Source organism: Bradyrhizobium sp. WBOS07, assembly GCF_024585165.1.
GTDB classification, from domain to species: Bacteria; Pseudomonadota; Alphaproteobacteria; order Rhizobiales; family Xanthobacteraceae; genus Bradyrhizobium; species Bradyrhizobium japonicum_B.
On the sequence record NZ_CP029008.1, the window covers coordinates 139018 to 159113 of the forward strand.

Consider the following 20096-nt stretch of genomic DNA (forward strand, 5'->3'; position numbering starts at 1 on the left):
GCGCAATGTGCCGCGCCGGACAGAATGTCCGACATCCCGGGACAAAATGTCCGATCAGCTCGCTTCCGGCAGCCACATCGTGAATGTGCTTCCGGAACCGAGGTGACTTTCGGCCGTGATCTGCCCGCCCTGGCGCTTGATCAGCGTCTGGCTGATGGAGAGGCCGAGCCCGGTGCCCTGCCGCCGTTTCGTGGTGTAGAAGGGATCGAAGATCTTCTCGATCACCTCTTCGCTCATGCCGATGCCGGTATCGGCGACCTCGATGGCGACGCCTCGATGGCCGTCGCGCTCGGCATCGAAGGAGCGGAGCGTCAGGGTCCCGCCATCCGGCATGGCGTGGATCGCGTTGACGATGAGATTGACCAGCACCTGCTGCAGCTCGTTCCGGTTCATCAGCACGAGCCGATCGGCGCGATCGTCCCTGACCACGGCGATCTCGGTCTTGTTCAGAAGATGCTGCACCAGCGGCAGACAGTCGGAGATGACGCTGGCCGGCGCATGGCGCTCGACATAGCCGGCATATTCCTCCGGCCTTGCAAACTGCAACAGCTTGGTCACGATCTGGCTGATGCGGTGAATCTGCTCGTCGAGCAGGCGAAACTCGACCTTGGCCTTGTCGGCATCGGCTCCGAACACGCTGCGGATGACGTCGAGGTTGCCCTGCATCACCGCGATCGGATTGTTGATCTCGTGGGCAACGCCGGCGGTGATCTCGCCGATCGCCGCCAGCTTCTCGGACATGACGAGCTGCTTGGTGGTGGCCTCGAGCTTGAGATTGGCGTGCTCGAGGTCCCGGGTGCGCTCCAGCACGCGGACGTTCAGCTCCTCGTTCCATTCCCGCAGCTGCCGGTCGCGTTCCTGGATCTGGTCGAGCAGGCCGTCGAGATGAACCGCGACGCGGCCGATCTCGTCACCCGACGCCGGCATCTTGGTGCGGGCGGCCAGGTTGCCGCGCTCCACCTCGGCGATCGTCGCCGTGACGCGCTCCAGCGGCATGAAGATGGAGCTCGCCCAGCGCAGGAAGATCGGCACGGTCGCGGCGGTGATGGCGATGAAGGCCGCGATGATGATCAGCAAGGTCTGGTATTTGGCTTCGCTGAACGGCTTCTCCAGAAAGCCGACATAGAGCATGCCGACCCGCTTGCCATAGCTGTCGACCAGCGGCTCGTAGGCGGAGATGTACCAGTCATTGACGACGAAGGCGCTGTCGAGCCAGGTGCGCCCCTCGCCCAGCACGGCCGAGCGCACCGCCGCCGACACGCGCGTGCCGAGCGCGCGCCGTCCCTCGAACAGACGGACGTTCGTCGAGATCCGCACGTCGTCCAGGAACAGCGTCGCGGTGCCCTGGCTGCCCTCCGGCAGGCTCGCGGCGCGATAGACGAGGTCGTTGATGGTGTCGATGAATTCGAGATTCTGGTTGAGCAGGGTGCCGCCGACCAGCGCCGCGGCGCTGCCGTCGGGCAGCATCGCCCGGCTCGCCGCATGCACCACCATGCCGCGCGTCTCCGTGCTGCGGTCGGTCGGCACCGCGTTCGGGGTCGGCACGAGGTCCAATCGCGCGCGCTCGGCCAGGGCCGGCGAAATCGCGGCGAGCTCGTCATTGCCGAAAATGTCGACGCCGGTCGCAGCGACCTGGCCCGACAGCGCCGACGTGATGATCGGCCAGTCGCGTCGCGGTTGATGCTGCAGCGGCGGCGACGAAGCCAGGACCTCGCCGCGATCGTTGGTCAGATACAGGAAGTCGAGACCGATCTCCTTGCGGGTCTCGTCGAGCAGATCCCGCAAGGAACCGCGCGCATCCGGTGCCAGCACCTCGTGAAAGCGGGCCGACAGGCCGAGCGCGCGGACCTGGACGCCGGTCTTCTCCAGGATGCGGGCGAGATATTGATGGGCGATGGTGAGATCGCCGTTCACCTTGGAGATCAGGGTCGCGTCGAATTTCGCGTTCCAGCGATAGATGGCGACGCCGAGCAGGAGCGGCAGGATGACCAGCATCGGCAGCAACGCGATCGCAAGCAGCCGGAAGCGGACGGAGCGTCCCCGCACCAGCTCGCCGCTGCGGCCGGCAGCATCAGACATCCCACAACGCGCATTTGCGGTCGATGGTCTTGCGCGAGATGCCGAGGCGCCGGGCCGCCTCCTCGCGATTGCCGTTGACCTCCTTCAGCACGCCGAGAATGTGACGGCGCTCGAGCTCGGCGAGGCTGTCGGCGGGCGCCGACTGACCGTCGTTGCGGGGACCGGCGAAATCGTCGGGGAAGGCGCCGAGGATCAGCGTACGCTCGATCAGATTGCGCAGCTCGCGGACATTGCCCGGCCAGTCATAGCTTGCAAGCGCCGCCCGCACCGAGGCGTCGATCGGCACCGGCGGCATGCCGAGCTGAACCGACAGCTTGCTCATGAAGATGCCGGCAAGCTCCAGCACGTCGTCGCCGCGATCCTTCAGGAGCGGCAGGCGGATCTGCACCACGTTGAGCCGGTAGAACAGATCGGCCCGGAAACGGCCCCTCTCGACCTCCTTCTGAAGCTCGGCATTGGTCGCGAAGATGAAGCGCAGATCGACCGGAACCTCACGCTCGGAGCCGACCGGGCGGACGCGGCGGTCTTCGAGCACGCGGAGCAGCTTGCTCTGCATCGGCAGCGGCAGTTCCCCGATCTCGTCGAGGAACAGCGTGCCGCCATGGGCGTGCAGGAACAGGCCTTCACGCCCCGAATCGGCGCCGGTGAAGGCGCCCTTGATGTGTCCGAACAGCTCGGCCTCGATCATGTCGGGCGGGATCGCTGCGCAATTCACGGGCACGAACGGCTTGTCGGCGCGGTCGGACAGCGAGTGGATCGAGCGCGCCGCCACTTCCTTGCCGGTGCCGGATTCGCCGGTGAGGAGAACCGAGGTCGGCAGCGGCGCGACCCGCGCGATGGTCTCGCGCACGCGCAGCGTCGGTGCCGACTGCCCGATCAGGTTGTCGCGCAGAAAGGTGCGGTCGGACGAGGCCTGCAAGGCATAGCGCAGGACGTAGTTCTCGCGCTGGAGGCGGACACGGTCGAGGCATCTCGCCACCGCGTTGAGGATCTGGTTGGAGCGGAACGGCTTGAGCACGAAATCGGCCGCACCGGCGCGCAGGGCCTGGATCGCGGTGTCGAGGTCGGCAAAGGCGGTGATCAGGATGGCATCGGCGAAGAAGCCGACGGCGCGCTGCTCGGCGAGCCAATCGACGCCGTTCTTGCCCGGCATGATGTTGTCGAGAATGACGACGTCGTAGCGGTTTGAATCGAGCTTGCGCGAGGCCTGGTCGGTATCGGCCGCCTCGTCCACCAGCTTGCAGCGCGGTCCAAGCGTGCGCACCAGGAAATTGCGCATGCCCGGCTCATCGTCGACGATCAGGATGGAGGCCTGCGCCAGCGCGCCGAACTCCGGCCCTGCAGTCGTCTTGCCGGGCTTGGCAGCAGGCTCGCGGCCCGCCGCGGCAGGTGCGGCTGCGCTTGCCCTCGATGTTGAGAAAGTCATGCCCGATGTCTTAGGTTTGAGACCATCCACGCCACAGCCGGCGCCTTTCGCATTGCAGCGAAACCCGGCCGTTCTCCCCACGGCGCAGCATAGTCAAACGCCGCCGCCGTGAATATGCACCTTTCTACGAGCCAGCGCCCTTTTCGACCAGGAACACGATGCGGGCCTCGTTGCGCTCGGTGATCTCGACCTTGTCGCCGGTCTCGCGGATCAGATTCGGAATGTCAATCACCGACAGGGGATCGGTGCAATGAACCTCGAGCTGATCGCCGGGCTGCAATGGCTTGAGCGCCTTGCGCGTCTTCAGGGCGGGCAGCGGACACTTCAGTCCGGTGAGATCGAGCATCGTTCTGGTCATGGGCGCAACATGGCGGGACGAAGCGATGGCGTCAACGCAAGGCCGCTACAGCAGATCGGCGTAGGACAAGAAGCCGACATCCTGCCCCGGCTCGACGCCCGTGATGCTCTCGCCGAGCTCGACGAGGCCCTCGGTCTCGACCAGCGAGGACAGGAGTCCCGCGCCCTCGCGCGGAAACTTGATGGCCTCGAGCCGGCCGTCCTGCGCGCGTCGCAGGGAAACGCGCACATATTCGCGCCGGCCCGCCTTCTTCTTGTAGGTGAACGCCGCGCGCAGCGGGATCGGCGTCAACGGCTCCGGCGAGCCGCCGGCCAGCGCCAGCACCGTCGGCCGCACCACATGGACGAACGTCACGAAGCTCGCGACCGGATTGCCGGGCAATCCGATCAGCGGCGTGCCGTCGATGATGCCCATCGCCACAGGCCGGCCGGGCTTGATCGCCATTCGCCACAGCACCAGCGAGCCGATGCTCTCGACCGCCGCCTTGACGTGATCCTCCTCCCCGGTCGAGACGCCGCCGGTGGTGAGGACCAGGTCGTGGCGACCCGCCACCTGCTTCAGGCCGTTCGCCAGCGAGGTCCGCTCGTCGCGCAGGATGCCGAGGTCGCTGACCTCGCAGCCGAGCCGGCGCAGCATCGCCATCAGCATGAAGCGGTTGGAATCGAACAGCTGCGAGGGCGCGCGCGGCTCGCCGGGCGAAGCCAGCTCGTCACCGGTCGAGAACACCGCGACGCGAATGCGCCTGACCACGTCGAGGCTGGTCAGACCGAACGCCGCCGCCAGCGCGACGTGCTGCGGCCGCAAGCGCTGGCCCGCGCGCAGCGCGACATGTCCCTGCGGGATGTCCTCGCCTGCGGGCCGGACATTGGCCCCACGCTTCAGCCCCGGCGGCAGAACGATCCTGCCGGCCGCATCGACTCGGACATCTTCCTGCATGAAGACGGTCTCGGCATCGGGCGGCATCGGCGCGCCCGTGAAGATGCGCGCGGTGTGGCCGGGCTTGATCGGTGCCTGGGCGAGCCCGCCGGCCTGGATGCGGCCATCCAGCGGGAACGCCTGCTCGGCGCCAACAGGAAGATCGGCGTCGCGCACAGCATAGCCGTCGACGGCCGAGTTGGTGAAGGGCGGCAACGGCAGCGGCGCCGCGACGTCGCGCGCGAGCACGCGCCCGTCTGCGTCGGTGAGCGCCACCGTCTCCAGATCGGCGATCGCGGCGACGCGCGCCGTGATCAGGCCGACGGCGTCGTCGACCGACATCATCGGGCCGCCGAAGGCAAAGCAATCGTCCGAGAGTTGCGCCATGGTGCCTCGTCAGCGTATCGCGGCGCTTGCCGCCACCACTTCGTCGACCGGCATCGCCGCGCGCAGCAGCAGCGCCGCAGCAGCCTCGATGTCGTCGAGATGGACAGTCGGCAGGTGCGTGTCAATGGCGGCGTCGGTCGCGATCCCGGCAATGCCGGGATCGTCGGGAAACAGCAGCGGCTTGCCGTTGGCCGCGCGATGCACCTCGATCTTGCGGTGCGGCTCGCGCTTGAAACCCTCGACCACGACGAGATCGACCGCGGACAGCTTGCCCAATAATTCCGGCAGCCGCGGCTCCGCCGCGCCGCGCAATTCATGCATCAGGGCCCAGCGGTTCGACGAGGCAACCAGCACCTCGGCCGCGCCGGCCTCGCGATGTCGCCAGGAATCCTTGCCGGGCACGTCGACATCGAACCGGTGATGCGCATGCTTGATCACCGAGACGCGCAGGCCCTGCGCGTTGAAATGCGGGATCAGCCGCGCCAACAGCGTGGTCTTGCCCGCCCCGCTCCAGCCTGCAAGGCCGATGACTTTCATTCCAGCTCCATCGCTGCGCACGCCTCAGTCCCTGGGTGGAACCGCCGGTCCAACCCCGTCATTGCGAGCGCAGCGAAGCAATCCAGACTGGCTCCGTGGAAAGATCCTGGATTGCTTCGCGGAGCCTGTCATCGGGCCGCGCTTCGCGCGGACCCGTTGGCTCGCAATGACGAGCGGAGGCATTTACCTATTCTCGCCCATGCTTATATCGGCTTGACCCGAATGTCATGCTAACCTCGCCGCCATGATGAAGATCGACAAAGCTCCGGTGCCCCTGATCGTCCCCAATCCGGACGACCCGCGCCTGACCCAGAGCGTGGTTGGCACCGACCAGACCGGCGCCAGGGTCGAGATCAAGGTGCCGATGGAGCGGCCGCTGACGCTCTACCTGAACGCCCAGGAGATCGTCACCATGATGACGATCGGCGACTATCCGGAATATCTGGCGCTCGGCTACCTGCTGAACCAGAACATGCTGAAATATAACGACGCGGTCACCGACGTCGAATACGACGACGATCTCCAGGTGGTCGTGGTGCGCACCGAACATCACACCAATTTCGAAGCCAAGCTGAAGAAGCGCACCCAGACCTCGGGCTGTGCGCAGGGCACCGCTTTCGGCGACCTGCTCGAAGCCGTCGAGAGCGTCGCGCTGCCAAAGGCGGAGCTGCGGACATCCTGGCTGTACCAGATGACGCAAACCATCAACACCATGCCCTCGCTCTATCTCGAGGCCGGCGCGATCCACGGCTGCGTGCTGTGCAAGGAGGGCACACCGCTCTGCTACACCGAGGACGTCGGCCGCCACAACGCCGTCGACAAGATCGCCGGCTGGATGTATCGCCACGGCGTCGACGCTTCCGACAAGATCCTCTACACCACGGGACGCCTCACCTCGGAGATGGTGATCAAAACGGTCCGCATGGGCATTCCGATCCTGGTGTCGCGCTCCGGCTTCACCGCCTGGGGCGTCGATCTTGCAAGGCAGGTGGGCTTGACGCTGGTCGGCCGCACCCGCGGCAAGCGCTTCATCGTGCTCGCGGGCGAGGAGCGCATCGTCTACGACCAGAACCTTGCTTACGTCGAGGAGGAATCGGCGAAGCACAAGCGCAAGGGTGAAGGTGGTGACGACTGAATTTCCGGCCACGCAAGGTGTGCTGCTCGCCGGCGGCCTCGCCCGCCGCATGGGGGGCGGCGACAAGCCGATGCGCACCATCGGCGGCCGCACCATTCTGGACCGCGTGATCGCGCGCCTGAAGCCTCAATGCAGCGGGTTGATCCTCAATGCGAACGGCGATCCCGCGCGTTTCGCGGCCTTCGGCTTGCCGGTCGTCCCCGACGACGTGCCCGGCTTTCCCGGCCCGCTCGCCGGCATCCTCGCCGCGCTGGACTGGACCGCGGCGAACCGGACAGGCGTCGAATGGGTGCTCAGCGCCGCCGGCGACTGCCCGTTCCTGCCGCGCGATCTGGTTGCCCGCCTGCACGAGGCACGCGTGCGCGAAAACGCCCAGCTCGCCGTCGCCGCGTCAGGCGAGCAGTCGCATCCCGTGATCGGCCTGTGGCAGGTTGCCTTGCGCGACGAGCTGCGCCACGCGCTGGTCGTCGAAGACCTCCGCAAGATCGACCGCTGGACCGCCCGCTATCCGCTGGCGACGGTGACGTGGCCGGCCGAGCCACTCGATCCATTCTTCAACGCCAACACGGTCGAGGACATCGCCGAAGCCGAGCGGCGGGCCGCGCTGGATGATGCGCCCTAACGGCGTTACGATTTCGGAAACTCGTTGAGAAGCTGCGCCCAGATGATCGCGAAGGCGATCAAGCCGCAAAGGCCAAGGGCCGTGGTGAATCGCGGCAGACGGCCGATCGCAACCAGCAGCCAGGCCGGCAGGAAGAACGCCCCGAAGACCATGCCGAGCGGAAACACCGCGAGCCATTGAAAGCCGCTGCGGTCTCCCTGCGGGACGTTGGCGATGTGATAGAAGGTGTAGAGCCAGAACAGCGTACCGATCGCCGCGACGATGGCAGCGAACTTGCGGAAATTGAGGGATGCGGGCGCGGTCACGACTTGGCACATGCTCCTTGGTCGCGACGGCGGTCACACAAGTTCATGAGTGTCTACGCGGGCCGGAAGCCGGCCCGCTCCAGCGCCGCACGCGCCTCATCCGAGCCGAGGGCGTCGAGAAACGCCTGCACCGCTGGACGGTCCTTGCGCGCCGTCACCAGCGCAAAGTCATAGTGCTCTTCCGCGAGCGGAATGAAACCGAGACCGGCCGCAGCGGCGACCGGCGCAATGGTCATCCCCCAATCGGCGCGGTGCTGGGCGACCGCCGCCGCGACCGCGTTATGCGACCGCGGCTGGTTCCAATAGCCTTCCGGGCGCGCGCCGCCGAGCAGCCGGTCGATCAGGATGCGCGTGCCGGCGCCCTGGTTGCGGTTCACCATGATGCAGGCGGGATCGGCGAGCGCAGCAGCGGCCGCTTGCTTTACGTCCAGGCCTTCGAAACGCCGGTCGCCCTTGCGGAAGACAATGCCCTGCATCCGCCGCCAGCCCGGGACCAGCTCGAGGCCGTCGACGAGATAGGGCGTGTTGTAGGTCTCGCTCGTGTCGTCGAACAGATGGATCGGCGCGACATCGCATTCGCCGCGCTTGGCGGCCGCGAGTCCGCCGAGGCTGCCGACCGCGATCGAGCGCACGGTCAGGCCGGCATGCGCGAGCCCGGCCGTAACGAGATCGAGGCCGGTGCAATGGCTGCCGACGATGACGAGATCGGGCACCCGCACATGCGGCGTGAACAGCGTCACCTCGGTTGCGGTCCCGGCCGGCATCTGGTCGGCGAGCGCGTCGATGCGCAAGAAACCGTCGGCCTGCGCGAAGGACGTGATCGCGCCGGACCCCTTGCCGGAGGGATAGGCGATCAGGCCATCCCTGCCCTCGACCAGCGAGACCATGACGAATTCGGTGCGACCGAGCTCGGACGCGATGCGCACCGGCACCGTCGCGTTCACCTTCGCATCGGAGCGTGGCGGCAGGCCGGCCAGCCTGCGCAGCACCGGCACGATCATGTCGTGGAAAGTGAACATTGCCGAGGTCGGAAAGCCCGGCAGGATCACCACCGGCTTGCCGTCGCACACCGCAAGGCACAGCGGCTTGCCGGGCTTGAGCGCGACGCCATGCGCGATGATGCCGGGCTCGCCGAGCCGGCCGATGATGCGATGGGACAGGTCGCCCGCGCCTTTCGAGGTGCCGCCTGACAACACCAGCATGTCGGCATCCGCGAGCGCGCCGCGCATGGCAGCTTCGAGCTTGGCTTCGTCGTCCGGAATGGCGCCGAGGAAGACCGCCTCGCCGCCGTTCTCGTCGATCGCGGCCGCGACGATGGCGCCGTTGGTGTCGTAGATCCCGGCGGGGGCGAGCCTCTGGCCGGGCTGGACCAGTTCATCGCCGGTGGAGATCACGGCCACGCGCGGCTTGCGCGCGACCTGCACCTCGGCGATGCCGCAGGCCGCCAGCATGCCGATCTCGCGCGAGCCGATGATGGTGCCGGCCCGCAGCAGCGCCTCGCCGCGCGCGATGTCGGATCCGGCATAGGATACGAATTGCCCCGGCGAGACGGCACGGCGAACCTCGATCGCGTCGGAGCCTGCCGGCTGGGTGTGCTCGACCATGACGACGGCGTCGGCGCCACGCGGCAGCGGACCGCCGGTGGCGATCGCCGTCGCGGTTCCCGATGCAACCTGCAGCCTTGGCGCGGTGCCGCACTGGATCGTTTCGCCGTTCAATGCAAGACGCACCGGCTTGCCTTCGCCTGCCGCGACGAGATCCGCCGAGCGCCCGGCAAAGCCGTCGACATTGGAGCGGTCGAAAGGGGGAACGTCGATCGGCGCCGTGACGTCTTCGGCGAGCGCTGCGCCGAGCGCATCGGCCAGCTTGCGCGGCTCGGCTGGAATCGAACGCGGGAACAACGCCGCCTCGAAGCGCGCCAGGGCGTCCTCCCGCGAGAGGATCTTGAGGAACTGCGCCTGCTCGAAGGCGCTGCGGTCTTGCGGCTGGGGGATCATCGTCATGCCGAACCCATATCACTCCCGGATCAGATAGGCATCGACCGGCGCTCCCGCCGCAAATCCCTCGCTGTCGCCGGGAACGAGCAGCCATGCGTCGGCACCGGCGATGGCGTGGAACGGCCATTCCCCGATTGCGAGCGGCGTCCAGGCATCACGTTCCTCGGCCAGCAGAACCACCTCGGCGATGCCGCCGCTGGATGCGATCTTGCGCGCGAGCGGCAAGGTGATGCGTCGGCGCGTCCGGCGCGCCGCCAGGCGATCGACGAGCGGCTGCACCAGCGCGAGCCAGGCCGCGAGCGCGGCATCGGGCGAGCCGGGCAAGGCGACGGCGGGAACCGGTCCGAGCCGACCGACCGCGGCAGTACGTCCAGGTTGAAGCGCAAGGCCGTGAGCCTTCACCTCGCCCCGCCGGGCCAGCGCCAGCACGGCGGCGTCGCGGCGGCCGACGCCGCTGCCGCCGATGGTCAGCACGAGATCACACGAGGAGGCGTCAAGCGCGTCGGCAATCGATGCTTCATCGCGCCCGCCGGCTTCGCGCGGTTCGACGTCCAGTCCTGCTGAACGCGCGAGGCCGGCGATCATGTGCATCGTTGCCGTTGCACCCGGGACATTGACGATGCGCAGGCGCGGCCGCCGCACGCCGAGCTTCGCCAGGCCCGCAACACGTGCGAGCAGCAGATCGGCCGCACCGACCGGAGAGCCCTCGACCCCCGCAGGCGTGCGCGCCGCGATGTCGCTGCCGGCGCGCCTGACGCCCTGCCCCGGCACGGCTTCCGCCAGCGCCTGCACCAGCGGCCCGGACACCTCCATCGCGTCGGCATCGAGCACGCAGTCGCATCCCGCCGGCATCGCGTCGCCGGCCTCGATCCATGCCGGGGCTGTCGTCAAAGGCAGCGGCGAATAAGAGGACGCGCCGACCAGATCATTGGCGCGGAGCGCCCAGCCGTCCGTCGCGGCAATGTCGTGCCGCGGATGGGCCGCAAGCAACGGCGTGCCCGCCGCGATGCACCCGGCCGCTTCGCGCAGCGGCAACTCCACCGGCGCAAGCGGCGCGAGCCCCCTCAGCAATGCGGCGAGCGCGGTGTCGAGCGGCGTCAGCGAAGGCGGCAGGCGCTGGGTCATGCGCCATGATGGACCATGCATCGCCCGCTTTGGCAACCGCCGACGATGTCGGCCTCAGCCGCCGGACCGGTCCGAATTCGGGAAGAACAGCTGCTGGCCGTCGACCTTGTAGGCGGCGATCGCAGCCTGGCCCTCCGGCGAGGTCAGCCAATCGATGAAGCTCTGCGCGAGATCCTTCTTCACGTTGGGAAACTTCGCAGGATTCACCAGCATCACGCCATACTGATTGAGCAGCCGCCGGTCGCCTTCGACGGCGATGTCGAGATCGCCGCGATTCCTGAACGAGATCCAGCTGCCGCGATCCGACAGCACATAGGCATTCGCGGCGCGCGCGGCGTCGAGGGCCGAGGCCATGCCCTGCCCCGCCTCGCGATACCAGGCGCCCTTGGCGGCCGCGATGTCGATACCGGCGACGATCCAGAGCGCGAGCTCCGCGGCGTGGGTACCCGACCGATCGCCGCGCGTCACGAACGGCGCGCCCTTGGCCTCGATCGCCTTCAGCGCGGTGGCGATGTCCTTGCCCTTCACCGCCGCGGGATCGCTCTTCGGCGCGATCAGAACGTAGTCGTTGTACATCACGTCGAAACGCTTCACGCCAAACCCGTCGGCGACGAATTTCTCCTCCTGCGGCCGTGAATGCATCAGCACGACGTCGGCCTCGCCGCGTCGCGGCCCGTCGAGCACCTCGTCGGCGCGCCGCGCGATCACGGTCACCTCGATGCCGGTCTTGTCGCGAAAGATCGGCAGCAGATAGTCGAGCAGACCGGATTCCTGGGTCGCGGTCGTGGTGGCGAGGACGATGCTGCGGTCCTCGGCGAATGACGCCGCAACGCCCACGGTGAGGCCGCAGAACAGCGCGAATGCAACGGACAGGCGGCCCATGATCAGGTTCCCATTGGCTATGACGCGATCATGATGCGGATCGATTGCGCCGCACTCGTGACGCGTTGGCGCGCTCCGCGCGCTCCAATCCGGGAAATTTCGGCAAGGCTGCGCGCTTCTGAATCATTCACCAAAGCAGAAATCGCATGCGAGCATGTGTTGCAAAGCAGCGAGATGATCGGGCATGGTTCCCGCGAACTCTTGAAATGCAGAATTCCGACCTGCGTCGAACGTCAAGAAGAAGCAAGAATTTGCATAGGAATGCAGGATGGAATTCCTGACGACCAGCGAAGCGGCCGACTATCTTCGGCTCGGCGAGCGCAAGCTCTATGAACTCGTCACCACCGGCGCGATCCCCTGCACCAAGGTGACCGGAAAGTGGCTCTTCCCGCGACACGAACTCGATCTCTGGGTGCTGTCGGGCCTCGCGCGTCCGGCCGGCATGCTGATCGCGGAGCCGCCGCCAGTGGTGGGCGGCAGCCAGGACGAGCTCCTGGATTGGAGCCTGCGCGAATCCGGCTCGGGCCTGGGATCGATCAGCGAGGGCAGCGTGCGCGGGCTCGAGCGCCTGCAGCGCAACGAGGTGATGGCGGCGGCGGTGCACTTTCACGGGCGGGACCCTTCCGACGATGTCGCCGGGGATGCCAGTGTCGAAGCGGTGCGCGCGGCTCCCGACCTGCATGATGCGGTGCTGGTGGCGTTCGTGCGCCGGGAGCAGGGGCTCGTGCTGCCGCCAGGAAATCCCAAGCAGCTGCACGGCCTGGCCGACGTGCTCGCGCTCGGCGCCCGGATGGCGATGCGGCAACAGGGCACCGGGGCGCAGATGCTTCTCGACGTGCTGCTGAAGCGCACCGGCGCCACGACGCGGGATCTGCGCCGGGTCGAGACACCGGCTCTCACCGGCCCGGACCTTGCCGAGCTGGTCCGCGCCGGCCAGGCCGATTGCGGCATCGCGACGCGTGCGGCCGCGCGCTCGGCGGGGCTCGATTTCGTGCCGCTGGTCTGGGAGAATTTCGACCTCGCGATGCGGCACCGCAGCTATTTCCGCCCTGCCATGCAGGCCCTGCTGCGGTTTCTCGGCGAAAGACGGCTGCGCCAGCGCGCCGAGGAACTAACCGGCTACGATCCCTCGGCCGCGGGCCAGATCCGGTTCGCAGCCTGACATTGACGCCCGCCCCCAAATAGTTGCAAAAGAAACCAATTCAGCCGGCGGCACAGCCGGGGCAACACCGGCCAACGCGCCGGACCAGGGGAGGAGACGCGTGAATCCAACGAGATTTGGACTGCCGGCCGCGGCCGGCTTTGCCGCAACGTTCCTGGCGGCGACGCTGATGTCGGGCGCCGCCATGGCGCAGCTATCCGACGACGTCGTCAAGATCGGGGTGCTCACCGACATGAACGGCCCGGCCTCGGCGCCGACCGGCCAGGGCTCGGTGACGGCGGCGCAGATGGCGATCGACGATTTCGGCGGCACCGTGCTCGGCAAGCCGATCAGTGTCGTGATCGGCGACCACCAGCTCAAGGCCGATATCGGCGGCACGATCGCGCGGCGCTGGTACGATGTCGAGCAGGTCGACCTGATCGTCGACGTGCCGGTCTCCGCGGTCGGCCTCGCGGTGCAGAACGTCGCCAACGAGAAGAAGCGGCTGTTCATCACCCATTCCACCGGCACCGCGGACTTCCACGGCAAGTTCTGCTCGCCCTACGCGATCCAGTGGGTGTTCGACACCCGCGCGCTCGCGGTCGGCACCGCGGACGCGGTGGTCAAGCGCGGCGGCGACAGCTGGTTCTTCATCACCGACGATTACGCCTTCGGCCATTCGCTGGAGCGCGACGCCTCCGCGGTCGTCACCGCCAATGGCGGCAAGGTGCTGGGCTCGGTGCGGCCGCCGCTGGCAACGCCGGACCTCTCCTCCTTCGTGCTGCAGGCGCAGGCCTCCAAGGCCAAGATCATCGGCATCGCCGCCGGTCCCCCCAACAACATGAACGAGATCAAGACCGGCTCGGAGTTCGGCGTGTTCAAGGGCGGCCAGCAGATGGCGGCGCTGCTGGCGCTGATCACCGACATCCACGGCATCGGCCTGCAGGCTGCGCAAGGCCTGCTCCTGACCACCTCGTTCTACTGGGACATGGACGACAAGACCCGCGCATGGTCGAAGCGCTACTTCGCCAAGATGAACAAGATGCCGTCGATGTGGCAGGCCGGCGTCTATTCCAGCGTGATGCACTATCTCAACGCCATCAAGGAGGCCGGCAGCGACGATCCGCTCAAGGTCGCCGCCAAGATGCGCGAGAAGCCGATCGAGGATTTCTTCGCCCGCAACGGCAAGCTGCGTGAGGACAATCTGATGGTGCACGACCTCTGGCTGGTGCAGGTGAAGACCCCGGAGGAGAGCAAATATCCGTGGGACTATTACAAGATCCTGACCACGATCTCCGGCGACAAGGCGTTCGGCCCGCCCGACCCGGCGTGCCCGCTGGTGAAGAAATAGGCTCGGCGAGTATGAGGCCGCGATGACGGTGCCCCCTCTCCCCTTGTGGGAGAGGGTGGATTCGCGGAGCGAAGCCGGGTGAGGGGTGCTCTCCGCGAGTCCAAATCTCATTGGCATGCGCGGATAGAACCCCTCATCCGGCGCTCCGCGCCACCTTCTCCCGCAAGGGGAGAAGGGAAGTAAGAGAGCTATCTCACCATCCCGATCTCGCGAAGATACTTCATCACGCCGGGATGAATCAGCTCCGGCCTCGGCGCGGCGGCGACGGTGTTTGACGCGGTCGTCTCGCAGGCCTGGGCGAGCTTCTTGCAGAACGTCGCCTCAACGCCGTGCAGCGTCTTCGCGAGGCGATAGGCGAGATCGTCGGGCAGATCCTCGCGCGTCAGCACGAAGCTCCACGAGCCCAGCGAAGCGATCGGCGCGTCCTGCTTGGGATAGCTGCGCGCCGGCACCAGCAGCGGCTTCAGGAACGAATGCTTGGCGCGGATGCGCGTCATCTCCTCAACGCTGGGCGCGATGAAGCGCGCGCCCGCGGCGCTCGATGCCACCGCGGCAAAGCCGGGCCAGCCGATGCCGGCGCCCCAGAGCGCGGCGACGCGGCCGTCCTCGACCATCGCGGAGCCGTCGCCGGCGCGGTCGAGATAGACGGCCTTGAAGTCCTCGTCCTGCTTCAGGCCGATGCCGTCGAGCACGTAGCGCGCCAGGATCGGCAGGCCCGAGCCCCTGGCGCCGAACGCGACAGGCTGGCCGACGAGATCGCGGATCGTCCTGTAGGGACTGTCCGCGCGCACCACGAACATGCCGGGGTTGGAATAGATCGCCGTGAGGATCTTCAGGCGCACGGGCGCGCGGCCGATGCCGGCGAAGGCCTCGTAGGCCGGCTCGCCCGCGACCAGCGCGAGATCGAGCTCGCCCTTCTCCAGCAACGGGATGTTTTCGTTGCTGCCTTTGGTGTTGCGCGGCGCGATCGAGAGGTGCGGATCGGCCGCGTTCATCACCTCGGCGAAGGCATTGCCGTAAAGCGGAAAGCCGCCGCCCGGCGTCGCGGTGCCGAGGCTGAGTGTCGTGGTCGGAATGGCCGTGGCTCCGGTTTGAGCGGCAAGCGGGCTCGAGAGCAGCGCCGCGCTGACGAGGATGATCGCAAATCGCATGGTCGTCCCTGAAGGGCCCGCGTCAACAGCGACCTGCGGCGATGTAGGCAGCGGCCCGATTCTGTGAAAGCATGCCCCCAAGCACAATAGAACAATAGGGAGATATCATGTTGCGAATTTTGCGGTGCGGTGTTGTCGGGCTCGCGGTCCTCACAGGTCTTTTCAGCGCTACGCCTCCAGCCTTCGCCGCCTATCCCGACCGCCCCATCCACTGGCTGATCGGATTTTCCGCCGGCGGCCCGGTCGATATCGTGGCGCGGATCATGGCGCAATGGCTGTCGGAGCGGCTCGGCCAGCAGGTCATCGTCGAGAACCGCACCGGCTCCGGCGGCAACATCGCCGCCGCCGCTGCGATCAATGCGCCGCCGGACGGCTACACGCTGCTGTTCGTCGCGCCCAACAACGCGATCTCGACCTCGCTGTACAAGAAGCTGCCGTTCGACTTCCTGCGCGACACCGCGCCGGTCGCGAGCATCATGCAGCTCACCAACATGCTGGTCGTGTCCAACGCGTTCCCGGCCAAGACGGTCCAGGAGTTCGTCGACTATTGCAAGGCCAATCCCGGCAAGATCTCCTTTGCCTCGTCCGGCAACGGCACCTCGGTGCACATGTCGGCCGAGCTGTTCAAGGTGCTGACCAAGTGCGACATGGTGCACGTGCCCTATCGCGGCTCGGCCATCGCCTTCCCCGACATCATCTCCAACAAGGTACAGCTGATCTTCGACAATTTGCCTTCGGCCATGGAGCAGGTGAAGGGCGGCAATGTCCGCGCGCTGGGCGTGACCTCGCCGCAGCGCTGGCCGAGCGTGCCCGACGTGCCCGCGATCGCCGAGACCGTGCCGGGCTTCGAATCGGTCGGCTTCTACGGCATCTCCGCGCCGAAGGGCACGCCGCCCGAGGTGATCGAGACGCTCAACAAGGCCGTGGGCGAAGCGCTGAAGGACCCGAAGCTGGTGGCCAAGCTCGCCGAGACCGGCGGCATCCCCAAGCCGATGACGCCTGCCGAGTTCGGCAAGCTGGTCGCCGACGAGACCGCGAAGTGGCGCAAGGTGGTCGAGTTCGCCGGCGTCTCGGTGGATTAGCGAAGGACTTGGCGGCACCGCCGGCACGACACCAGGAGGGGCTCAGAAGGGCCCCTCCTCTCAAAAGTCGCAAAACAACCCCATGCACAGTAGACGAGGCCAGTAATTTCAATGGGTTAGCGGACCCGAAAAACGGGCCTCGACGGGGTGGTTTTGCTTCGTCGGGCAAAACAGGAGTATACAGGCATCATCGCCGATTTCGGTTATTTGAAACTGACCCGCGATGCCGCTTGGGCGCGTTCCATCCGCCACAGCCAACATTGCACCCCCGCCTCCATCCCTGTAAACGGACCGCGCACCGTTGCCGGCCGCGTTCCCGCGAGCTGCCTCGCGGCGGGGCCTGTAGCTCAATGGTTAGAGCCGGCCGCTCATAACGGTCTGGTTGCAGGTTCGAGTCCTGCCGGGCCCACCACGCTTCGCGCGCTTCGGCTCGGCGAGCCAGCGCCACGAATTCCCTGCGGAGCGAACGAAGGCTGTCGAGCCGAAGCCCGCAGGGCGAAGGCCGACTGGATTTCGCAAAACGCCGAAGTGCCCACCGATGATGGCTTTGTCACCTAGTCCGCGCCCATGCTTTAGTATCGACACTCATAGCCCTCAGAAGCCGCGTTATGACCAGGAGCGGCCATTCCTGGCCAGAGCATGAGTCGCGCCCGCCTCTTCCGTTTCGGACGTTAAACGCTTAGGTTGCCGTCATCTCCAAGTAGTTGGACTGATCTGAGGCTCTGAAACAATGACCCCTCTCGATCGATTTCTGCAACGAAACTCCATCAAACCAGCAGCGTCGCTTCCGCTCGTTCACAGCGCCGCTGCCTACACAATCCGCCGCATAGTTCAAACTAAGCAAATAATCGCGAAGAGCGAGTGCAACGTGTTTAAAGGAGAGAAGCTTAACTACTTCTTCGTGGGCCGCCCCGCCTACAAACGAGAACACGAAGTTGAGGGAGACTATTGGGAGCTTCCGGCTTGTGTCATTCTCGACTATCGAAGCGTCTCAATAAAGAGGATCTATCCTTTCGACACTGGCGCTTTCGACATGTATCCGGAATTCATAAGGATCATGGATCGTAGCGACTTCGAGACAACCAATACTTCCGACGCCCCTGAGCGACTCATCGGGTCCTTCTTCATTTCGCCGTCGAACTACTTCAAACTTCGACCGCGATCAGCCAACGATTTCGAGCGCAGATTTGACGTCGGGATCTTGGACGAGGAAATCAAGGCCCTATACAAGTTGATACTTTCCAAGACAGGAAAGTATGACGATCGACGCTTCTCAATTGAAGTGCAGTCAGAACACACAGTAGCCTTAACAGACAACGTCTTCGGCGTCGTCTTTCCGGAAGAATACTGCGAGAGCGACGAATTCATGGGATGGGTCGAAAACGACCTAAAGGCAACCCCGTTGCCTTACCAAACATTCCCATTGAAGAAAGAATTCTATTATTACGCGATGTATGAGGCCGTTTCGAAATTTTACCAAACGAAAGGATGGATCAAATAGTCATGCTGCCGTCCTACAAAATCACACACTACATTACCCTATCCCCGAAATTCACCGGCTTGCTGTATCCAGTATTCAGCTTGGCTCCGCACAATATTCCTTATGTCCAACAGATTGACGAAGACTATCGCATCGCTGAGTTCGTTGAGGCCCTCGACCTTGAACACTTCTTTTCCGTTTCGTCCGAGACTCGCAAAGAGTTTCGAGTCGGAGATTACTGCCCTCTGGCCTATTTTGATCATTCTGGAAGTCTAATTGAAGCCGACTTGGATGAGATGAGGATCGGATTTGCCGGCCTCGAGGAAAATGTTCTGGTTCACATCGGTTCGCTCCCAACCCTTACCAGGGTACATATTGCTCGCGTTTTGCAGCGGCCCATAGGCGAGCAAACCATTATCTGGCGCGAATTTGCAAACAGATACATTAGAGACGAACAGGCAAGGCAAATTTATCTGCACTCCCAAATGAAGACGTCAGGTTCCGAGAAGCAGATTTGGGATGGCATCAAGATGTCTACCCGCGTCTCGTCGGCGACATTCAATCAAGATGCCTTTTTCGGTGAGATGGATCTGACTCGGCTGCGCCTTTGGCTGACTCAAAATCGGAATGACTTCAGATTTCCATACGGCTGGCTCCGGCTCGACAAACTGTCGAGACCCGACGAACAATTGCTTGAGCTTGGCTCCGGCTGGTTTCTTTCACGGTATTCAGAGCTGAAAGAACTCTCAGGAGCCGCTATCGCGATCTTTGCAAGGCTGCTAGACCTATACCAAGCGTTCAAGATTGACCGCGACTTTGCCGAGTTCAGCATCGACAGCTATTTGCAGGGAGATATTTTCCGGTACGTCCCCCCATTGAGAGAACGTACCGTGTTCGATTTTTTTGTTAGTCTTTCGAGCAACGATGGGCTTCAGTTCGACCGCGTCGAAGCGATAGCGAACATCTTAAGTTCAAACAATCTTACAGCGACACTTAGTGGCCTGTTTCTTGGCGAATTGTATTTCTCCGGTAAATACGGGCGGCGTGAAATTGCTCCGCCAGTTCGAGAGCAGATCAACAAGCTGTTGAGGCATTCAGTCCACATCGAAGGGATTAGACACGTTGAGGAGTTTGATGGCCTGGTCGAACGCGTACTGACTATACAGGAGGAAATGGGCCGAGACTGATTCAGGATCAGCCAGTCTCCTTCAAACGACATTGACCAAACCGAAGCCGTCGTGACTTCTTAGTCTCTTGACGGTGTTTACGATGACGGCCGGGCAGGATCGGACGCAGATCCCCGTTGTGGGCTGCTACTCGGCAAGCTTGCCTTATGCTCTGCAATCAATAGCCAAGCGACTTTGGTAGGGCTCGCGAACGACGGCGAGGGAGATAGTTTTCATTTCTCGAGCTCGCGGCCTCTGCGCCGGAAGGGCTGGATTGTCCGGCGGGGTCTTCTGGGTCTCCTTGATGAACGCGTGGCTGATGATCAGGGAAAGACGGCCGCGATCCGGATTCTACGGGGCAAGAAGTTGCCAGGTGCAGGTGTCCATCCCGATCGACCCCTAGCTCGGCTCGGACCCCAATCCCGGTTCAGGAAGCGTTCGCCCTCGCCAGCTCGCGCGCCTCGCGGCGGCGCTTTCGCCGCTCGCGCCGCGGCTTGGCCCGGTCAGCAGGCCGCGGCAGCGGAGGAACCGGGGCAATCTCTAACACTGGTGGGGAAGTCTCGCTGACCAAGGACGCCAAGCCTGGCTCGCCTGGTGCCGGGCGGGCTTCCATGAATGCCAGGAGGTCTCGCCCCTTGGAGGTCAGCCTCCAGCCACCGCTGATGCGCTCGACCAGCCCCTGTGAAAAGATGTCGAGGTCCGGCACCCGGCTGGCGAGGCGCCTCGTCCGGTCGGCCCAATCGCGGCCACTGCTTGCCAGGATGGCCATGTCGCGCTTGAGGTCTTCCATGACGGCAAAGCCGTCCGGATAGCTCACCAGGATCTTCAGAACCGTAACCTGGAAATTCACGCCCCCGCCCCCGCGCTGGTCAACCAGCGCCAGAAGATCCCCTCCCGCGAAACGCTCACCGTAGTTTGCTTCGCTGCGTTCGCGATTCAAAAATGTTAATCGTGAAG

At 65.1% G+C, this 20096-nt stretch carries 18 protein-coding genes and 1 tRNA gene; 8 read left to right on the plus strand and 11 right to left on the minus strand.

The window, feature by feature from the left end; genetic code table 11:
* Window positions 1–54: 54 nt before the first annotated feature.
* The 5 genes from DCM79_RS00615 to mobB form a co-directional block, all read right to left on the minus strand.
* Window positions 55–2079 (minus strand): cache domain-containing protein, encoded by a 2025-nt coding sequence (locus tag DCM79_RS00615; RefSeq protein WP_257178055.1) that lies wholly within the window; start codon window positions 2077–2079, stop codon window positions 55–57.
* Window positions 2072–3505, minus strand: coding sequence for a sigma-54 dependent transcriptional regulator (locus tag DCM79_RS00620; protein ID WP_257178056.1), 1434 nt, complete (start codon window positions 3503–3505; stop codon window positions 2072–2074). Before DCM79_RS00620 ends, DCM79_RS00615 begins: the two co-directional genes overlap by 8 nt.
* Before the next feature lie 124 nt (window positions 3506–3629).
* Window positions 3630–3863, minus strand: a complete 234-nt coding sequence (locus DCM79_RS00625) for a sulfurtransferase TusA family protein (RefSeq protein WP_257178057.1) — start codon at window positions 3861–3863, stop codon at window positions 3630–3632.
* A gap of 45 nt (window positions 3864–3908) precedes the next feature.
* Complete coding sequence (gene glp, locus DCM79_RS00630; RefSeq protein ID WP_257178058.1) at window positions 3909–5165, minus strand: gephyrin-like molybdotransferase Glp; 1257 nt, start codon at window positions 5163–5165, stop codon at window positions 3909–3911.
* A gap of 9 nt (window positions 5166–5174) precedes the next feature.
* Window positions 5175–5702 carry a molybdopterin-guanine dinucleotide biosynthesis protein B gene (mobB, locus tag DCM79_RS00635; protein ID WP_257178059.1) on the minus strand — a complete coding sequence of 176 codons (528 nt, stop codon included), beginning with the start codon at window positions 5700–5702 and terminating at the stop codon, window positions 5175–5177.
* 244 nt (window positions 5703–5946) lie between these two features.
* On the opposite strand from mobB, the gene fdhD reads away from it, so the two are divergent.
* Entirely contained in the window at window positions 5947–6837 is an 891-nt protein-coding gene (gene fdhD / locus DCM79_RS00640) for a formate dehydrogenase accessory sulfurtransferase FdhD (protein ID WP_257178060.1), read from the plus strand.
* Window positions 6818–7459 (plus strand): molybdenum cofactor guanylyltransferase MobA, encoded by a 642-nt coding sequence (gene mobA, locus DCM79_RS00645; protein ID WP_257178061.1) that lies wholly within the window; start codon window positions 6818–6820, stop codon window positions 7457–7459. The genes fdhD and mobA overlap by 20 nt, the downstream gene beginning before the upstream one ends.
* 5 nt (window positions 7460–7464) lie before the next feature.
* Here mobA and DCM79_RS00650 read toward each other — a convergent pair whose 3' ends face one another.
* Genes DCM79_RS00650 through DCM79_RS00665 form a run of 4 tightly spaced genes read right to left on the minus strand, consistent with a single transcriptional unit; the run spans window position 7465 to window position 11768 of the window.
* Window positions 7465–7764, minus strand: a complete 300-nt coding sequence (locus tag DCM79_RS00650) for a hypothetical protein (protein ID WP_257178062.1) — start codon at window positions 7762–7764, stop codon at window positions 7465–7467.
* A gap of 53 nt (window positions 7765–7817) precedes the next feature.
* Complete coding sequence (locus tag DCM79_RS00655; RefSeq protein ID WP_257178063.1) at window positions 7818–9767, minus strand: molybdopterin biosynthesis protein; 1950 nt, start codon at window positions 9765–9767, stop codon at window positions 7818–7820.
* Window positions 9768–9779: 12 nt separating this feature from the next.
* Entirely contained in the window at window positions 9780–10886 is a 1107-nt protein-coding gene (locus DCM79_RS00660; protein ID WP_257178064.1) for a molybdopterin-binding protein, read from the minus strand.
* A 54-nt stretch (window positions 10887–10940) separates the two neighbouring features.
* Complete coding sequence (locus tag DCM79_RS00665) at window positions 10941–11768, minus strand: substrate-binding domain-containing protein (protein ID WP_257178065.1); 828 nt, start codon at window positions 11766–11768, stop codon at window positions 10941–10943.
* Window positions 11769–12036: 268 nt separating this feature from the next.
* Here DCM79_RS00665 and DCM79_RS00670 point away from each other — a divergent pair, with 268 nt between their 5' ends.
* Entirely contained in the window at window positions 12037–12930 is an 894-nt protein-coding gene (locus DCM79_RS00670; RefSeq protein WP_257178066.1) for a helix-turn-helix transcriptional regulator, read from the plus strand.
* Window positions 12931–13030: 100 nt separating this feature from the next.
* On the plus strand, window positions 13031–14260 hold the full coding sequence (locus DCM79_RS00675; protein WP_257178067.1) for an ABC transporter substrate-binding protein: 1230 nt from the start codon (window positions 13031–13033) through the stop codon (window positions 14258–14260).
* Window positions 14261–14448: 188 nt separating this feature from the next.
* Here the strand turns inward: DCM79_RS00675 and DCM79_RS00680 are convergent, their stop codons facing one another.
* The gene (locus DCM79_RS00680; RefSeq protein ID WP_257178068.1) at window positions 14449–15411 is read right to left on the minus strand and encodes a TAXI family TRAP transporter solute-binding subunit; all 963 of its coding nucleotides are present in this window, start codon (window positions 15409–15411) and stop codon (window positions 14449–14451) included.
* Window positions 15412–15518: 107 nt separating this feature from the next.
* Between DCM79_RS00680 and DCM79_RS00685 the strand changes: the two genes are divergently transcribed.
* The 4 genes from DCM79_RS00685 to DCM79_RS00700 all read left to right on the plus strand — a co-directional run bounded on the left by DCM79_RS00685 (window position 15519) and on the right by DCM79_RS00700 (window position 19160).
* A complete protein-coding gene (locus DCM79_RS00685) occupies window positions 15519–16493 on the plus strand; it encodes a tripartite tricarboxylate transporter substrate binding protein (protein WP_257178069.1) in 975 nt (324 codons plus the stop codon).
* A 336-nt stretch (window positions 16494–16829) separates the two neighbouring features.
* Window positions 16830–16905, plus strand: a tRNA-Ile gene (locus DCM79_RS00690).
* A 318-nt stretch (window positions 16906–17223) separates the two neighbouring features.
* A complete protein-coding gene (locus DCM79_RS00695) occupies window positions 17224–17994 on the plus strand; it encodes a hypothetical protein (RefSeq protein ID WP_257178070.1) in 771 nt (256 codons plus the stop codon).
* Window positions 17995–17996: 2 nt separating this feature from the next.
* Window positions 17997–19160 (plus strand): hypothetical protein, encoded by a 1164-nt coding sequence (locus DCM79_RS00700; protein WP_257178071.1) that lies wholly within the window; start codon window positions 17997–17999, stop codon window positions 19158–19160.
* A gap of 406 nt (window positions 19161–19566) precedes the next feature.
* Here the strand turns inward: DCM79_RS00700 and DCM79_RS00705 are convergent, their stop codons facing one another.
* Window positions 19567–19989 (minus strand): hypothetical protein, encoded by a 423-nt coding sequence (locus tag DCM79_RS00705; RefSeq protein WP_257180915.1) that lies wholly within the window; start codon window positions 19987–19989, stop codon window positions 19567–19569.
* Window positions 19990–20096 lie beyond the last annotated feature (107 nt).

Coding starts and splice junctions, on each gene's coding strand:
- DCM79_RS00615 (WP_257178055.1), bottom strand. CDS start 2,079: ATGTCTGATGCTGCCGGCCGCAGCGGCGAGCTGGTGCGGGGACGCTCC.
- DCM79_RS00620 (WP_257178056.1), bottom strand. CDS start 3,505: ATGACTTTCTCAACATCGAGGGCAAGCGCAGCCGCACCTGCCGCGGCG.
- DCM79_RS00625 (WP_257178057.1), bottom strand. CDS start 3,863: ATGACCAGAACGATGCTCGATCTCACCGGACTGAAGTGTCCGCTGCCC.
- glp (WP_257178058.1), bottom strand. CDS start 5,165: ATGGCGCAACTCTCGGACGATTGCTTTGCCTTCGGCGGCCCGATGATG.
- mobB (WP_257178059.1), bottom strand. CDS start 5,702: ATGAAAGTCATCGGCCTTGCAGGCTGGAGCGGGGCGGGCAAGACCACG.
- fdhD (WP_257178060.1), top strand. CDS start 5,947: ATGATGAAGATCGACAAAGCTCCGGTGCCCCTGATCGTCCCCAATCCG.
- DCM79_RS00655 (WP_257178063.1), bottom strand. CDS start 9,767: ATGACGATGATCCCCCAGCCGCAAGACCGCAGCGCCTTCGAGCAGGCG.
- DCM79_RS00660 (WP_257178064.1), bottom strand. CDS start 10,886: ATGACCCAGCGCCTGCCGCCTTCGCTGACGCCGCTCGACACCGCGCTC.
- DCM79_RS00665 (WP_257178065.1), bottom strand. CDS start 11,768: ATGGGCCGCCTGTCCGTTGCATTCGCGCTGTTCTGCGGCCTCACCGTG.
- DCM79_RS00670 (WP_257178066.1), top strand. CDS start 12,037: ATGGAATTCCTGACGACCAGCGAAGCGGCCGACTATCTTCGGCTCGGC.
- DCM79_RS00680 (WP_257178068.1), bottom strand. CDS start 15,411: ATGCGATTTGCGATCATCCTCGTCAGCGCGGCGCTGCTCTCGAGCCCG.
- DCM79_RS00685 (WP_257178069.1), top strand. CDS start 15,519: ATGTTGCGAATTTTGCGGTGCGGTGTTGTCGGGCTCGCGGTCCTCACA.
- DCM79_RS00695 (WP_257178070.1), top strand. CDS start 17,224: ATGACCCCTCTCGATCGATTTCTGCAACGAAACTCCATCAAACCAGCA.
- DCM79_RS00700 (WP_257178071.1), top strand. CDS start 17,997: ATGCTGCCGTCCTACAAAATCACACACTACATTACCCTATCCCCGAAA.